Here is a 15928-nt window from a genome sequence, read left to right as displayed (position 1 = left end):
GTACGGGCCCCACGATGCATCCGTAGGGTCCCGGGCGGAATCCGATGTGCTTCATGAGGGATTCGGTGATGAAGTGCATCATGATGCGGTCTTCGTTTCCGGGGAAGATCTCCGGGGTCCTCCGAACGTGCGTCGAGAGGGGATCCGCCTGCTTGAACAGCAGCGGGAAGACGGCGAACTCCTCGAATTATGCGGCCATCAGGGTGTGGATGGTGGAGTGGCCGTTCTTCACGTTCCGGTGGGGGTGTCCGGTCAGCTCGCCGGTGGTCGCCAGGTCGCCGTGGAGCGCGGGGCGGCGAGACGATCGTCGCGGTCGGCGGGGACGAAAGTGGGGCGAGGGCGTCGAGGCGGGGCGCCTAGGGTGCGGTTGTGAACGTGGTGAAGAAGAGCGGTGCGGCGGTGCGACGGGCCTGGGGATGGCTGATGGCGCCCGATCCGCCGTCGCCGCGCCAGGGCGCGCTGCCCCTGATGCGCCGCGGCCCGCTGCGGGAGCTGTTGTTCGCCCTGACCCTGTGCGTCCTCACGGCCGTCATCGGGTGGGCGGCCGACGTGTGGCCCTGGCTGATGGTGGTGGCTCCCGTCGGCGTCTTCGTGCTCGCCCTGTTGCGGCGCCGGCTGCCCGTGCCCGTGCTGGTGGCCATCGGCGCCCTCGCCGGGTCGATGCCCGGCTACTCCTTCGTGATGGTGCCGCTGGCCTGGTCGGCGGGGCGGCGGATCGAGCGGTCCGGGTACGCGCTCCTCGCGTTCACCGGGACGTACGTCGCCTACAGCGGCATCGCCCTGCTGCTGCCGGGGAGTTTCAACGCGCCGGTGCTCACGGTGGTGGTGGCCACCCTCACGTTCCTGCCGATCGCCGTCGTGCCCGGGCTCGCCAGCCGCTACTTCAGCCAGCGGCGGACCCTGCTGCACGCCCTCCAGGAGCGCAATGCGCAACTGCTGTGGGAGCGCCAGATGGTGGCGGACCAGGCCCGGTTGCTGGAGCGGCAGCGGATCGCCCAGGACATGCACGACAGCCTGGGGCACCAGCTCGCGCTGATCGCCGTGCACACCGGTGCGCTGGAGGTCGACCCGGAGCTGACCCAACGGCAGCGGGAGGCCGTCGGGGTGCTGCGGAACGCCTCAGTGGGGGCCATGCACGAGCTGCGGGAGGTCGTCGGCATCCTGCGGGACGGGGGCGAATCCGCCGTCGCACCGGTCGACGAGTCGGGGCGGGCGGCCCGGGGCACGGCCGGCGTGCAGGCGCTGGTGGAGACCGCCCGGGGCGCCGGCACCCGGGTGGAGCTGCGGTTCACCGGAGAGCGGCGCCCGCTCGCCGCGGCGGCGGACCACGCGGCGTACCGCATCGTGCAGGAGTCGCTGACCAATGCGTACAAGCACGCGCCCGGGGCGTGGATCGAGGTGGAGCTGCGGTACGAACCGGACTCGCTCGTCGTGGAGATCGTCAACGGCCCCGCGGCGGAGGGCGCGGCGGGGGAGGTCGTCAGCGGTGGCCAGGGCCTGACCGGACTGCGGGAGCGGGCCCGACTCGTCGGCGGCATCGTGCACGCCGGGACCACCGACGGCGGTGGCTTCCGGGTGGCCGGCGTGCTGCCGTACGGGGTGGCCGAGGCAGCGCCTTTCGTCGCCGTGCCCGACGACTTTCCCCGGCAGCCCGCGCCGCCGCCCCCGCCCCATGGTGTTCCGGTCATGAACTGGAACGTCGCGGGACAGGGGCCGAGGATGAACGAGCTGCACAGGGGCGGCGGACAGGGCAGCCGGATCGGGGCCGTCGGGATCGGCTGCGGGATCTCGCTGGCCGTGGTGGTGCTGCTGGGCGCGCTGACCGTGGTCGGCGGCTACTTCCTCTTCACCTCGCTCGACGACTCGATGATGACCCAGTCCGAGTACGAGGAGATAGAGATCGGCACGCCGGAGGACGAGGTCCGCGACCGACTGCCGCAGGAGGACTCGGTGTGGGCCTCCGACCTTGAGGGCGGCAAGGGGGAGCCGGAGGAGCCCGCGGGCGCCGACTGCATGGTGGTGATGTCGGAGGAGATGGGCAGCACGTGGGAGAAGGAGCCGGTGTTCCGGTTCTGCTTCAAGGACGGAAAGCTGATCGAGAAGAAGGCGTACGAGGTCGTCGTCGACTTCTGACCGGGGTGGCCGGGCGCGCGGTTCGTGGTCCGGGGACGACCGTTGGACCACCCCGTTGGGGATCCCGGGCGCGGGCCGGCAAACTGGGGGGCCGGACCGGACGGTCCGGATGGACACGGCGAGTGCGAGGGTGGCTATGGCGGGGGCGCGGATCCGGGTCGTCATTGCGGATGACGAGCCCTTGATCAGGGCCGGGATCCGGATGATCCTCACGTCCGATCGGGAGATCGAAGTGGTGGCCGAGGCGTCGAACGGCCGGGAGGCCGTCGAGGCGGCCCGGTCCCACAAGGCGGACGTGGTGTTGCTCGACATCCAGATGCCCGTGATGGACGGGCTCACGGCGATGGGGGAGCTGCGCCAGGCGGTCCCCGCGACCAAGGTGATCATCCTGACCACCTTCGGCGAGCGGGAGAACGTGCTGCGCGCGCTGGAGTCGGGGGGCGCGGGCTTCCTCCTGAAGGACACCGCGCCGGCGGAGCTGATCGGCGCCGTACGGGCCGCGGTGTCCGGCGACGCGTACCTCTCCCCCGGCGCGACGCGGCACGTCGTCGACCAACTGGCCACCGGGCGGGCGGCGGCCCGCGGTGAGCAGGCGCGGGCCCGGATCGCCCAGTTGAGCGGGCGGGAGCAGGACGTGCTGGCGCTCCTCGGCGAGGGGCTGTCCAACGCTGACGCGGGCCGACGGCTGCACATGAGCGAGGCCACGGTGAAGACGTACGTGAGCCGGATCCTCGCCAAGCTGGAGTGCGACAACCGGGTGCAGGCGGCACTGCTGGCACGGGACGCGGGGCTGGGCCCGGAGGGCTGAGCCCGATCACGGCGGTGGGCTGTCCGTGTGGGTGTGGGCGTTCGGCCGAGGCTGTCTGTTGGGGCTGCTTGGTCGGGTGTTTGGGGCTGCTTGGCCGGGGCTGCCTGTTTCACGTGAAACACCGCGAGTTGGGGTCGGGTGTACTGGACGTGGCGTTTGCCGGGGTGAGGGGTACCGTCGGGGGACGGACCACACGGTCGGCGGGCTGACAGCGGCCCGGGCGGTACGGAGCGGGGGAGGCGGCGCGCGATGGGCGAGGTCGAGACGGAGATACCGGCGGGCGGCAGACGGATTCCGGTGGTGCCGGGGTTCGCACCGCGCAGGGGCCAACTGACGGCCGGTGCGGCGGGCGGACTCGGCTCCGACGGGCCGCTGTCGCCCAAGCAACAGGGCAAGGCGCTACGGGACCGGATCCCGCGCTCCTCCCACGACTCCCTGGTCCTGGCGGTCGGCCGCCCCGACGCCGTTCGGGCCGTGGAGGAGTCCAGCCGCGGCCGGGTGCCGGAGCTGACGCCCATCCGGGTGGGCCGGATGGCCGCCTCCCCCTTCGCGTTCCTGCGCGGCGCCGCCGGGCTGATGGCCCACGATCTGGTCGGCACCCCGGTCACCGGTGTCGGCGCCCAGCTGTGCGGAGATGCGCACGCGGCGAACTTCGGTCTGTACGGCGACGCCCGCGGCGGGCTCGTGATCGATCTGAACGACTTCGACGAGACCGTGACGGGCCCCTGGGAGTGGGACCTCAAGCGGCTCGCCGCCTCGCTGGTGCTCGCCGGCCGCGTCGCCGGCGCGGACGAGCTGACCTGCCGAGCCGCCGCCTTCGACGCCGTGGGCGCCTATCGGCGCACCATGCGCCTGCTGGCGAAGCTGCCCGCGCTGGACGCGTGGAACGCGATCGCGGACGAGGAACTGGTCTCCCACACGGACGCCCGGGACCTCGCCGGCACCTTGGAGCGGGTGTCACAGAAGGCGCGGAACAACACCAGCGCGCGCTTCGCCGCGAAGGCGACGGAGGTGGTGACGGACGCCGTGGGCGAAGGGCGGCGGTTCGTCGACGCCCCGCCGGTGCTGCGGCGCGTACCGGACGCGGAAGCCGCGGCGGTGGCCGCGTCGCTGGCGGAGTACCTGACCACCGTGGCGGAGGACCGGCTGCCGCTGCTCGCGCGGTACGCGATCCACGACGTGGCGTTCCGGGTGGTGGGCACCGGCAGCGTCGGCACCCGTTCGTACGTGGTGCTGCTGCTGGACCACCGGGGCGACCCGCTGGTGCTCCAGGTGAAGGAGGCACGGGCGTCCGCGTTGCTCCCGCACCTGGCGGCGGCCGGCTTCCCGGCGGCGCCGGTGGCGCACGAGGGCCGTCGGGTGGTGCTGGGGCAGAAGCGGATGCAGGTGGTCAGCGACATCCTGTTGGGCTGGACGACCGTGGAGGGCCGCCCCTTCCAGGTGCGGCAGTTCCGCAACCGCAAGGGCAGCGTGGACCCCGCCGAACTCACCCCCGAGCAGTTGGACGACTACGGGCGGATGACGGGCGCGCTGCTGGCCCGGGCGCACTCCCACAGCGCCGACCCCCGGCTGCTCGCCGGCTACTGCGGCAAGAGCGAGGAGCTGGACGAGGCCGTGGCCGCCTTCGCGGTGCGCTACGCGGACTGTACGGAAGCCGATCACGACGATTTGCTGACGGCGATCAAGAAGGGGCGGATCACCGCCGAGCTGGGGGTGTGACGGGCGGCCCGGGCGCGCCCGTAGGCTGGGCGGGTGACCCAGGACCCACCCGGTGGACCGATGACCCGGAACGACGAAGCGACGCCCCTCGACGAGGCGGACCCGCCCGTCCAGGGCGGGGATGCGCCCCTCGGCGGGGAGCCGGACGCGCAGGAGCGGCCGGAGGCCCGGCTGGAGCGAGCGGTGTACGCGGCCGAGCACGCCCTGATCGAGTACGAGATCGCGCTGGAGACCTTCCGGGTGGAGGTGGAGAACTTCTCCCGGCTGCACCACCAGAAGCTCGGCCCGGTGTACGCGCGGCTCGACGAGCTGGACGCGCAGATCGCGGAGGCGCGGGCGGCGCGCACCGGCGACCCGGAGGACCTGCGCCGGGCGCAGGAGGCGCGGGCGGCCTTGCTGCCGATGCCGGGCGTGGAGGAGCTGTTCCACGACTGGATGGACTCCGACGGCATCTCCCCCGAGGCCGCCGCGATGCTCACGGACCGCCCGGTGCGCGCGCCCAAGCGGGTGCGGCCGAGCGAGGAGGCCCGTCGGCTCTATCGCGAGCTGGCCCGCAGGGCGCATCCGGACCTGGCGCAGGACGAGACGGAGCGGGCCCGGCGCGAGGAGTTCATCACCCGGGTGAACGCCGCCTACGCCCTCGGTGACGCCGAGTTGCTGCGCGAGCTGTCGGACGAGTGGGACGCTGGACCGGTGCCGCCGGAGCAGCAGTTCAGCGAGGCCGAGGAGCTGTACGCACGGCTGGAGTGGCTGTCGCAGCGCCGGGAGGCGCTCGCCGCCCTCGCCGGGGAGCTGGAGGAGAGCGCGATCGGCTCGATGCTCCGGATGGCGCCGGACGACCCTGACCGGCTGCTGGAGGAGATCGGGGAGCAGCTTCTGGCGCAGGTCGCCGAGCGGGAGCGGGAACTCGCCGGGCTGCTGCAGTAGGTTCTTCCGGTGCCGCCCGAGGGGGCGGCACCGCTGTGTGACGAGACCGAGCGAGACCGAACAACACGGAACGAGACGAGAGGAGGCGTGTGCCATGAGCTTTGCCCCGTTGCCCTCGGTGGCTGCTGACCAGGTCCCGGCCGACGCCCTGGTGCTGGACGTCCGGGAGGACGACGAGTGGCGGGCCGGCCACGTGGAGGGTGCGCTGCACGTACCGATGAGCGACTTCGTGGCCCGCTTCGGCGAAGTCACCGAGGCCGTGGCGGACGGTCGGCGGGCGTTCGTGATGTGCCGGGTGGGCGGCCGGTCCGCCCAGGTGACCCAGTACCTGGTGCAGCAGGGCATCGACGCGGTGAACGTCGACGGCGGCATGCTGGCCTGGGAGGGCGCGGGTCGCGCCGTCGTGACGGACGACGGGAGCCCCGCGTTCGTCCTGTGAGCGTCCCACGGGCGCTCTGACGGACCGGCGTCAGGCGAGCGGGTGCGCGGCCAGGAGGTCGCCCAGTGCCTCCTCGTGTTCGGCCGCGGGGCCGAGGGACAGTTCGAGCTGTTTGGCCCAGGCGTGGTAGCGGTGCAGCGGGTAGTCGGTGTCGGCGCCGAACCCGCCGTGGAGGTGCTGGGCGGTCTGCACGATGCGCCGCACGCCCTCCGAGGCCCAGATCTTCGCCACGGCGACGTCCGCGGCCACCGGCAGCAGCCCTTCGGTGCTGCTGCCGTCGTTGCCGTGGGCGAGTCGCCAGGCGGCCTGCCACAGCGTGGCCTCCATCGCCCTCAGGTCGATGTAGCGGTCCGCGGCCTGCACGGCGACCGCCTGGAAGGTCGCCACGGGGAAGCCGAACTGTTCCCGCCGTCCGGTGTACTCGGCGGTCATCGCGAGGACGCGGGTGCCGAGGCCGAGCGCGAGGGCGCACGTCCCGGTGGTCAGGAGCTGGCGCAGCCACTCCCAGGCGCCGTCGTCGGCGATGAGCCGGGACGCCCGGACGCGCACCGCGTCGAGGGTCACCTCGGCGTACCGCTCGCCATTGGTGGAGAACTGCTCGGCGAGGGTGACGCCGTCCTGGTCCGGCGCCACCAGGGCCAGCACGGTGCGCCCTTCGCCGGTGTGCGCGGGCACGGCGATCAGATCGGCGGAGTGGGCCCAGGGCACGACCGTCTGCACGCCCTCCAGCAACCAGTGCGCCGGGGCGCCGTCCAGTTCGCCACGGCCGGCGGGGGCGTCGGCGTCGGGGCGGGCGAGCACGGCGAGTTCGGCCGGGTCGTGCCCGGTGCGGCCGTGGGCCCCGACGGTCAGCACCGCTTCGCCGCGTACGACCCGGGGCAGTAGGTCCCCGGCCAACTCGGCGCTGCCGTACCGCTCCACGGCCATGGCGACCGCGCTCGTCTCCAGCAGCGGCACACGGGCGAGCACCGCGGCGGACTCCCGCAGCGCCAGACAGAGCGCGACGGGGTCGAGCCCCGCGCCGCCGTACGCGGGGGAGACCACCAGCCCCAGCAGATCGCTCGTGGCGAGCGTGGCCCACAGGGGCCGGTCGAAGGTGTCCGCCACCGCGCCGGGGGTGAGCGCGGGGCTCGGCACGCCGTCGGGCGCGACGTCGGAGAAGACCGCCCTGGCCGCTTCGACGACCGCCTGCTGTTCCTCGGTGAAGGTGAAGTCCACAGCCCGTCCTCCCTGCTCGGCGCCACTATCTGACGGACCGTCAAGATAGAGCAGGTGCCCGTAAATGACCACAGCGAGGCACGATGGACGCCTGGCGGAGGCCGCAGGGCCGGGGCGGGTGAGGGGGGCTGTGGCTCAGCGGTCGAAGTCCAACTCCACCTCCGGAGTCGTCGGACGGGACTGGCACGCCAGCACGTATCCCGCTTCGGTCTCCTCGGGTTCCAGCGCGAAGTTCCGATCCATGTGGACCTCGCCGGAGACCAGGAACGCCCGGCAGGTGCCGCAGACCCCGCCCTTGCACGCGTAGGGCGCGTCCGACCGTCCCCGCAGCACGGTCTCCAGCAGGGACTCCCCCTCCCGCACGGGCCAGGTCCCGGAGCGGCCGTCCAGCGTCGCCGTGAGCGAGGCGTGCGCCGGCGCGGCGGCGCCGACCGGTGGCCGCCCGGGCGCCGTGCCGTCGTCCACGTGGAAGATCTCCTGGTGGATGCGGCTCCGGTCCACGCCGAGCCCGCGCAGCGCCCGGTCCGCGGCCACCACCAGCCCGAGCGGCCCGCACAGGAACCAGCCGTCCACCTCCGCCACCGGCAGCAGCGACGGCAGCAGCCCCGTCAGCCGCGCGCGGTCCAGCCGTCCGGACGGCAGCCCCGACGCCTGCTCCTCCCGCGACAGCGCCGTCACCAGCTGGAACCGGTCCGGATGGCGGTCCTTCAGCTCCGCGACCTCGTCGAGGAACATCGTGGACGCCACGGTCCGGTCGCTGCGGATCAGACAGAACCGGGCCGAGGGCTCACGGGCGAGCAGCGTCGACGCCATCGACAGCACCGGGGTGATCCCGCTGCCGCCGACGACCGCGGCGAAGTACCCGGGGCGCGGTTCGAGCCGGAAGCGGCCCATCGGGGGCATGACCTCGACCACGTCGCCGACGGCCAGTTCCTTCAGCGCGTACGTCGAGAACTCGCCGCCCTCGACGAACCGGATCCCCACGCGCAGCTCGGGCTGCGCTCCGGCGGGGGCGGCCGGGGTGCAGATCGAGTACGTGCGCCGGATCTCCTCGCCGCCCACCACCCGGCGCAGGGCCAGATGCTGTCCGGGGGCGTACCGGAAGGCGTCCCTCAGCTCGGCCGGCACCGCGAAGCTGACGGCGACCGAGTCGTCCGTGAGCCGGTCGACCGCGCTGACCCGGAGCGGATGGAACATCTACAACTCCTTGAAGTGGTCGAACGGTTCACGGCACCTGACGCAGCGGCGCAGCGCCTTGCACGCCGTGGAGGAGAACCTGCTCAGCAGCTCCGTCTCGGTGGAGCTGCAGTGCGGGCAGCGCACCGAGAGGGCGACCGGAACCGGCCCCGCTCCGCCCGCTGCGTCCGACGGGCCGGGCACGCCGTGCGGCCGGGGCGGGGCTATGCCGGACTCGGCCAGCTTGCGGCGCCCCTCGGCGGTGATGTCGTCCGTCGACCAGGCGGGGGAGAGGACCGTGACGACGGAGACCTCCGCCATGCCGTGGTCGAGCAGGGCCCGCTCGATGTCCGCGGACATCGTCTCCACGGCCGGACAGCCGGTGTACGTGGGGGTGAGGGCCACCTCGACGCGGCCGGGCCCGAGGACCTCGACCCCGCGCAGCACGCCCAGCTCCGCCAGGGTCAGCACCGGCAGCTCCGGATCGGGCACGGCTCCCGCGATCCGCCGCAGCTCGGCCTCCAGCCGGGTGTCGGTCACCATGACGCCCCCGGGTGGCTGCGGTGCAGGTGCTGCATCTCGGCGAGCATCGGGCCGAAGGGCTCGGTGTGCACGCCCTGGCGCCCCTTGCCCGCCGTCCAGCCGTCGGCCCGCGGGCCGACGGGTACGGTCAGCGTCGCCCGCTTCAGCACCGAGGTCACCGACTCCAGCCAGTCGGCCTCCAGGGCGTGCGGATCGACGCCGGCCAGCCCCTCGACGGGCTCGACGGGCTCGACGGGCTGGACGGGCTCGAACAGCTCGCCGGTGTACCGCCACAGGGCGTCGCACGCCGTCTGCATCCGCCGTCTGCTCTCCGCCGTGCCGTCGCCGAGCCGGAGCGTCCACTGCTCGGCGTGGTCCCGGTGGTACGCGACTTCCTTGACGGCCTTGGCGGCGAGCGCGGCGAACTCTCCCTCGGAGCGGGCCAACTGCCCGTACAGCAGGTGCTGATAGGTGGAGAAGTACAGCTGGCGGACGATGGTGTGGGCGAAGTCGCCGTTCGGCTGCTCGACCAACTGGACGTTGCGGAAGGCGCGCTCCTCGCGCAGATACGCCAACTCGTCCTCGTCGCCCACCAGGGAGAGCAGCACCCGGGCCTGGCCCAGCAGATCCAGGGCGATGTTGGCGAGGGCGACCTCCTCCTCCAGCACGGGGGCGTGGCCCGCCCACTCCCCCAGCCGGTGCGACAGCACCAGCGCGTCGTCGCCGAGGGCGAGTGCCGCGGCGGTGGCGGTGGTCGTCACAGGTGCTTCACCCCCTCGGGGATCTCGTAGAACGTCGGATGGCGGTAGGGCTTGTCGGCGGCGGGCTCGAAGAAGGGGTCCTTCTCGTCCGGCGAGGAGGCGGTGACGGCGGTCGAGGGCACGACCCAGATGGACACGCCCTCATTGCGCCGGGTGTACAGGTCCCGGGCGTTGCGCAGGGCCATCTGGGCGTCCGGGGCGTGCAGGCTGCCGGCGTGGGTGTGGGACAGGCCCCGCCGCGAGCGGACGAAGACCTCCCACAGCGGCCAGTCCTTCGCCCCGCCCGCAGCGGCGCCCGTGCCGTCGGAACTGCTCATGCCGTGGCCTCCCGCGGCTCGTCGATCTGCGTCCCCTGCGTCCTCGGCCCGTTCGCCTGCGGTGCGTGCGGCTGGGTCCGTGCCTGCTTGGCGGCGTGCGCCGCGGCGGCCTCCCGCACCCAGGCGCCCTCCTCGTGGGCCCGGCGGCGCTGGGTGATCCGCTGTTCGTTGCACGGCCCGTTGCCCTTGAGGACGGCCTGGAACTCCGACCAGTCGATCGCGCCGAAGTCATGGTGGCCACGCTCTTCGTCCCACCGCAGGTCGGGGTCGGGGAGGGTGAGGCCGAGGGCCTCGGCCTGCGGGACGCAGATGTCCACGAAGCGCTGGCGCAACTCGTCATTGGAGTGACGCTTGATCTTCCAGGCCATGGACTGCGCCGAGTGGGCCGACTCGTCGTCGGGCGGGCCGAACATCATCAGCGACGGCCACCACCAGCGGTCCACCGCGTCCTGCGCCATCGCGTGCTGCGCGGGGGTGCCCCGGGAGAGGGTCAGCAGCAGCTCGTACCCCTGGCGCTGGTGGAAGGACTCCTCCTTGCAGATACGGACCATCGCGCGGGCGTACGGGCCGTAGGAACAGCGGCAGAGCGGCACCTGGTTCGTAATCGCGGCGCCGTCCACGAGCCAGCCGATCGCGCCGACGTCCGCCCAGGTCAGCGTCGGATAGTTGAAGATCGAGGAGTACCGCTGGCGGCCGGAGTGGAGCTTGTCGAGCAGCTCTTCGCGGCTGACCCCCAGGGTCTCCGCGGCGCTGTACAGGTACAGGCCGTGGCCGGCTTCGTCCTGGACCTTCGCCATCAGGATCGCCTTGCGCCGCAGCGAGGGCGCGCGACTGATCCAATTCGCCTCGGGCTGCATGCCGATGATCTCCGAATGGGCGTGCTGCGCCATCTGGCGGATCAGGGTCGCCCGGTAGGCGTCCGGCATCCAGTCGCGCGGCTCGATGCGCTCGTCCGCGGCCACGGCCGCGTCGAAGACCGCCTCGTACCTCTCTCGGGCGTCTGCCGTCACTGTCGTCATCCGAACCCCCTACCGACCGATCGTTCGGTTCATCCACTTCAATGGTGAGTCGGCGGCCCTTAAGGTGTCAACCCTGTGGATAACCGAGGCTGGTCGGACTGGATCGGGGCGGGATGAACTCCAACGAGGACCGTGTCGAGGGCGAAAGGGGGGACGCGGACGACGCGTCCACCGGGGCCACCGGCCCACAGCCTCCGGCAGCGGGAGGGGCGGCTGAGGCCAGTGGGCCCCCCGAGGCGCCCGAGGCGACCGCCCCGGAACCCCGGCCCGAGCCCGTGGCGCCCGTGGCGCCCGTGGCGCACGACGTAAAAGACGTACAACACGTACAAGGCGCGCACGACGGAGAAGCTGATCCCGGGCCGACCTCCGAGCCCGCCCCGGCGCCCGACGCCCCGCCCGCGCCCACCGCCGGCATCGCCGCGCTCACGCTCCCGTACCAGATCGCCGCCGCCGTGGCCCTCGGCCTGCTCGCGCTCGCCGCCTGCATCCACCTGGCCATGACGTTCCTGCACGTCGCGCCCTCCAACACGGTGACGAAGGAGTACGGCAAGCAGATCGACGCCTGGATCTACCCCGAGTTCGAGCAGAACTGGAAGCTCTTCGCACCCAATCCGCTCCAGCAGAACATCGGTGTCCAGGTGAAGGCCGAGGTCAAGACGGCCGGCGGCGAACTGCGGACCACCGAGTGGATCGACCTGGCCGCCGAGGACGCCGACGCGATCCGCGGCAATCTGCTCCCCAGCCACACCGAGCAGAACATGCTCCGCCGCAGCTGGGACTTCTACCAGAACACGCACGACAGCCAGAACCGCTCCACCGAGTCCCGCGGCCCCCTCGCCGAGAACTACCTGCGGCGGCTCGTGATGCTCCGCCTCGCGGACCGCGACCTCGGGGGCCAGGTGGAGCGCATACAGATCCGGTCCTCGGCGGCCTTCGTGAAGCCGCCGCCGTGGACCGACGAGAAGGTCGACACGGCACCCGTCCACCGCGTCCTGCCGTGGTGGACCGTCACCCCCGCCGACCTGCCGCCCGACGCCCGCAACGACGCGGCCACCGGCGACCGCACCCGGGGCACGGAAGGCGCGGAGGGGGCTCGATGAGCGCGACGACGGCGACGACGGCGACGGTGACGATGGCCGAGGGCAACCGCGGCGCCCGGCCCCCGGCCGGCCCCGGCCGGGCCGCCGAACTGCTCCAGCGGATCACCGCTGCTCCCCTCGGCCCGTACCAGAGCGCCGTCATCCGGATCGGCTTCTCCGCGACCTGGCTGCTCTTCCTGCTGTGGGAACTGCCCAACCGGCACGAGATGTACGGCCCGGACGGACCGTGGAGCTGGTCGATCGGCCGCGAGTTCACCCGGGGCAACGACGCCTTCACCGCGCTCCTGTGGTCGAGCAGCACCGTCTGGTTCGAGATCGTCTACTTCGGCGCGATGCTCTCCGCCCTGCTGCTCTGTCTGGGGTGGCGCACCCGGACCATGTCCGCCGTGTTCATGGTCGGCGTGCTCTCGCTCCAGAACCGCTCGATCTTCGTGGGCGACGGCGGTGACAACGTCATCCACATCATGGCGATCTACCTGCTGGTGACGCGGTGCGGTCGCGTCTGGTCGCTGGACGCGCGCCGGGAGGCGCGCACCGAGCCGGGTGCGCCCGACCGGGTGGGCCCGGTGCTCTGGGTCGTCACCGGCACCGCCCTGCTCTTCGCCACCCTCCTCAACCACACCGGGCTCCCCGTCCTGGTCGCCCTGTGGGTGATGTGGCTGGTGCTGGCCCTGTGGTGGTTGGTGAACCACTACGGGCCGCGCAGCCAGGGCCGCATCCTGTTGGACACCGTCGCCAACCTCGCCCACAACGCCGGTCTCGTCGTGATCATGGCCGAGGTCTGTCTGATCTACGCCACCGCCGGCTGGTACAAGGTGCAGGGCTCGCGCTGGCAGGACGGCACGGCGCTGTACTACCCGCTGAAGCTGGACTACTTCACGCCCTTCCCCACCCTGTCGGACCTGCTCGCCTCGCACGGCGTGATGGTGATGGCGCTGACGTACGGCACGGTGATCGTGCAGGTCGCGTTCCCCTTCACGCTCTTCAACCGACGGGTGAAGAACGTCCTGCTCGCGGTGATGATGCTGGAGCACGCGGCCATCGCCGTGATCCTGGGGCTGCCGTTCTTCTCGCTGGCGATGATCGCCGCGGACGCGGTGTTCCTGCCGACCGCCTTCCTGCTCTGGCTGGGCGTACGGGCGGGGCGCGGCCGGGACCGCCTGTGCGCCCGGCTCCCCTTCCTGCCCGCCCCGTCCGCGCCCACCGCCTCCGCGGCAGTGGGGGAGGCCGGGCCGGGCGCCGTCCCCGAGCAGCGACGGGACGGCTTGGAACAGCCCCGTACGCTCGTGGGGTGAGCACCTTCCCAGGCACCAGCCCCGCCAGCGCGCCCTCCGCGGACGAGCCGGTGCAGTACGACGACGGGTACGGCCCCGAGGTCGGCGTGGGGCCGCACCCGCTGCCCTGGCCCGAGGGCGAGCGGTACGACCGCGCGCTGCTGGCCGGCGGGGACCGCCGCAACGTGGTCGACGCGTACCGCTACTGGACGCGGGAGGCGATCGTCGCCGACCTGGACACTCGCCGGCACGACTTCCACGTGGCCGTGGAGAACTGGGGCCACGACTTCAACATCGGCTCGGTGGTGCGCACCGCGAACGCCTTCATGGCCCGGCAGGTCCACATCGTGGGCCGCCGCCGCTGGAACCGGCGGGGTGCCATGGTCACCGACCGCTACCAGCACGTGCGGCACCACCCGGACACCGAGTCCCTGACCGCCTGGGCGGCGGCCGAGGACCTGCCGATCATCGGGATCGACAACCTGCCCGGGGCGGTCCCGCTGGAGCGGACCGTCCTGCCGCGCCGCTGCGTGCTGCTCTTCGGCCAGGAGGGGCCCGGACTGACGGAGGAGGCCAGGGCGCACGCGTCGACGGTGTGTTCCATCGCCCAGTTCGGCTCGACCCGCTCGATCAACGCCGGGGCCGCGGCGGCGATCGCCATGCACGCCTGGGTGCAGCGGTACGCCGACGTACCGCCGCCCTCCTGACCCGACGCGGCCCCGCCGAAGCCGGCCGTCACGCCTGTCGACGCACCTCCACCACCCGGAAGCGGTTGGACACGAACGCGCCGTCGCACAGCGCCGCGTTCGCCGAGGGGTTGCCACCGGAGCCGTGGAAGTCGGAGAACGCCGCCGTCTGGTTCACGTACACCCCGCCCGTCAGGTTCAGCGAGAGCTGGGCGGACTCCGCCAGGCAGACCTCTTCGATCGCCTGCTCGGTCTCCTCCGACGTGGTGTACGCCCCGACGGTCATCGCGCCCTTGTCGCGGACGGTGCGCCGCAGCAGCTCGACCGCGTCCGCCGTGGAGTCCACCGCGACCGCGAAGGAGACCGGGCCGAAGCACTCGGAGAGGTACGCCGCCTCGTCGTCCGGCTTGGCGCCGTCGAGCTTGACGATCACCGGGGTGCGCACCACCGCGTCGGGGAAGTCCGGGTGGGCGACCTCGCGGGAGGCCAGCGCCACCTCGCCGAGCCCGGCCGCGCCCTCCAGCCGGCCCTTCACCTCGGGATTGACCAGGGCGCCCAGCAGGGCGTTCGCCCGGGCGTCGTCGCCGAGCAGGCCGCCGACCGCGGACGCGAGGTCGGCCACCACCTCGTCGTACGACTTGGGGCCGGCGTCCGTGGCGATGCCGCCGCGCGGGATCAGCAGGTTCTGCGGGGTGGTGCACATCTGGCCGCTGTAGAGGGAGAGGGAGAAGGCCAGGTTCGACAGCATGCCCTTGTAGTCGTCGGTGGAGTCGATGACGACGGTGTTGACGCCGGCCTTCTCCGTGTAGACCTGGGCCTGGCGTGCGTTGGCCTCCAGCCAGTCGCCGAAGGCGGTCGAGCCGGTGTAGTCGATGATCTTGATCTCGGGGCGTACGGCCAGGGTCTTGGCAATGCCCTCGCCGGGGCGCTCGACGGCCAGGCACACCAGATTCGGGTCGAAGCCGGCCTCCGCGAGCACCTCGCGGGCCACCCGGACGGTCAGCGCCAGCGGCAGCACCGCGCGCGGGTGCGGCTTGACCAGCACCGGATTGCCGGTGGCGAGGGAGGCGAAGAGGCCGGGATAGCCGTTCCACGTGGGGAAGGTGTTGCAGCCGATGAGCAGGGCGATGCCGCGGCCCGCGCTGGTGAACGTCTTCCGCAGCTCCAGCGGGTCCCGCTTGCCCTGCGGCTTGGACCAGTCGGCGCTGGCCGGCGTGCGCGTCTGCTCCTGGTACGCGTACGCCACGGCTTCCATGCCGCGGTCCTGGGCGTGCGGCCCGCCGGCCTGGAACGCCATCATGAACGCCTGCCCGCTGGTGTGCATCACGGCCTGGGCGAACTCATGGGTGCGGGCGCTGATGCGGGCCAGGACCTCAAGACAGACCAGGGCCCGCTGCTCGGGCCCGGCGGCCCGCCACGCGGGCACGGCCGCGCTCATCGCGGGCAGCAGCACGTCCGGATCCACATGGGGGTACTCGATCCGCAACTCCGGCCCGTACGGCGAGACCTCGGCGCCCGTCCAGCCGTCGGTGCCCGGCTGGCCCAGCTCGAAGCGGGTGCCCTGGAGCGCCTGGAAGGCGGCGAGGCCGTCGGCGGGCGCGCTCTCGCCGTACGCCTTCGGGTGCTCGGGGTGGGGGGACCAATAGGCGCGGGTGCGAATGGCGTCGAGGGCTTGGTCGAGCGTCGCTCGGTGGCCACTCAGCCGGGTCTCGGTCAGCGTCATGACGGACCAACTCCTCGTCGAGCCGGGCGGAAACAGGCGGACAGGGTTAGAGTAACCGAACGATCGGTCGGTACAAGGGGGCCTGTCGAAGCTGTGGAAAACTCAT

At 72.5% G+C, this 15928-nt stretch carries 15 protein-coding genes; 8 read left to right on the top strand and 7 right to left on the bottom strand.

Annotation, left to right across the window (positions count from 1 at the left end; translation table 11 throughout):
- Positions 1 to 369: 369 nt before the first annotated feature.
- The 5 genes from AB0E05_RS24605 to AB0E05_RS24585 all read left to right on the top strand — a co-directional run bounded on the left by AB0E05_RS24605 (position 370) and on the right by AB0E05_RS24585 (position 6026).
- Entirely contained in the window at positions 370 to 2133 is a 1764-nt protein-coding gene (locus tag AB0E05_RS24605; protein ID WP_361967062.1) for a histidine kinase, read from the top strand.
- A 136-nt stretch (positions 2134 to 2269) separates the two neighbouring features.
- Positions 2270 to 2941, top strand: a complete 672-nt coding sequence (locus AB0E05_RS24600) for a response regulator transcription factor (RefSeq protein ID WP_361967143.1) — start codon at positions 2270 to 2272, stop codon at positions 2939 to 2941.
- A 249-nt stretch (positions 2942 to 3190) separates the two neighbouring features.
- Entirely contained in the window at positions 3191 to 4660 is a 1470-nt protein-coding gene (locus AB0E05_RS24595; protein ID WP_361967060.1) for a DUF2252 domain-containing protein, read from the top strand.
- A 33-nt stretch (positions 4661 to 4693) separates the two neighbouring features.
- Positions 4694 to 5587 (top strand): hypothetical protein, encoded by an 894-nt coding sequence (locus AB0E05_RS24590; RefSeq protein WP_361967058.1) that lies wholly within the window; start codon positions 4694 to 4696, stop codon positions 5585 to 5587.
- Positions 5588 to 5681: 94 nt separating this feature from the next.
- On the top strand, positions 5682 to 6026 hold the full coding sequence (locus AB0E05_RS24585) for a rhodanese-like domain-containing protein (RefSeq protein ID WP_361967056.1): 345 nt from the start codon (positions 5682 to 5684) through the stop codon (positions 6024 to 6026).
- Between the two features lie 30 nt (positions 6027 to 6056).
- Here the strand turns inward: AB0E05_RS24585 and AB0E05_RS24580 are convergent, their stop codons facing one another.
- The 6 genes from AB0E05_RS24580 to paaA all read right to left on the bottom strand — a co-directional run bounded on the left by AB0E05_RS24580 (position 6057) and on the right by paaA (position 11039).
- Entirely contained in the window at positions 6057 to 7244 is a 1188-nt protein-coding gene (locus tag AB0E05_RS24580) for an acyl-CoA dehydrogenase family protein (RefSeq protein ID WP_361967054.1), read from the bottom strand.
- Positions 7245 to 7379: 135 nt separating this feature from the next.
- Entirely contained in the window at positions 7380 to 8441 is a 1062-nt protein-coding gene (locus tag AB0E05_RS24575; RefSeq protein WP_361967052.1) for a 2Fe-2S iron-sulfur cluster-binding protein, read from the bottom strand.
- Positions 8442 to 8963, bottom strand: a complete 522-nt coding sequence (paaD, locus tag AB0E05_RS24570; RefSeq protein ID WP_361967050.1) for a 1,2-phenylacetyl-CoA epoxidase subunit PaaD — start codon at positions 8961 to 8963, stop codon at positions 8442 to 8444.
- On the bottom strand, positions 8957 to 9703 hold the full coding sequence (paaC, locus tag AB0E05_RS24565; RefSeq protein ID WP_361967048.1) for a 1,2-phenylacetyl-CoA epoxidase subunit PaaC: 747 nt from the start codon (positions 9701 to 9703) through the stop codon (positions 8957 to 8959). Before paaC ends, paaD begins: the two co-directional genes overlap by 7 nt.
- Positions 9700 to 10020, bottom strand: a complete 321-nt coding sequence (gene paaB, locus AB0E05_RS24560; protein WP_361967046.1) for a 1,2-phenylacetyl-CoA epoxidase subunit PaaB — start codon at positions 10018 to 10020, stop codon at positions 9700 to 9702. The genes paaC and paaB overlap by 4 nt, the downstream gene beginning before the upstream one ends.
- Positions 10017 to 11039, bottom strand: coding sequence for a 1,2-phenylacetyl-CoA epoxidase subunit PaaA (gene paaA, locus AB0E05_RS24555; protein ID WP_361967044.1), 1023 nt, complete (start codon positions 11037 to 11039; stop codon positions 10017 to 10019). The genes paaB and paaA overlap by 4 nt, the downstream gene beginning before the upstream one ends.
- Before the next feature lie 293 nt (positions 11040 to 11332).
- On the opposite strand from paaA, the gene AB0E05_RS24550 reads away from it, so the two are divergent.
- From AB0E05_RS24550 to AB0E05_RS24540, 3 genes are read left to right on the top strand one after another with little or no spacing between them, the layout of a single operon-like run.
- Positions 11333 to 12139: a DUF5819 family protein gene (locus tag AB0E05_RS24550; RefSeq protein ID WP_361967042.1), complete on the top strand. Its 807-nt coding sequence runs from the start codon at positions 11333 to 11335 to the stop codon at positions 12137 to 12139.
- A gap of 32 nt (positions 12140 to 12171) precedes the next feature.
- A complete protein-coding gene (locus tag AB0E05_RS24545; RefSeq protein ID WP_361967141.1) occupies positions 12172 to 13434 on the top strand; it encodes an HTTM domain-containing protein in 1263 nt (420 codons plus the stop codon).
- Complete coding sequence (locus AB0E05_RS24540; protein ID WP_361967040.1) at positions 13431 to 14120, top strand: TrmH family RNA methyltransferase; 690 nt, start codon at positions 13431 to 13433, stop codon at positions 14118 to 14120. Before AB0E05_RS24545 ends, AB0E05_RS24540 begins: the two co-directional genes overlap by 4 nt.
- 28 nt (positions 14121 to 14148) lie before the next feature.
- On the opposite strand, the gene paaN is transcribed toward AB0E05_RS24540, so the two are convergent.
- Entirely contained in the window at positions 14149 to 15822 is a 1674-nt protein-coding gene (paaN, locus tag AB0E05_RS24535) for a phenylacetic acid degradation protein PaaN (RefSeq protein WP_361967038.1), read from the bottom strand.
- Positions 15823 to 15928 lie beyond the last annotated feature (106 nt).

This window comes from Streptomyces sp. NPDC048057, assembly GCF_040653095.1.
Lineage (GTDB): Bacteria > Actinomycetota > Actinomycetes > Streptomycetales > Streptomycetaceae > Streptomyces.
Note: the sequence above shows the minus strand (reverse complement) of the source record. Positions and strands in the feature narration are given on the sequence as shown.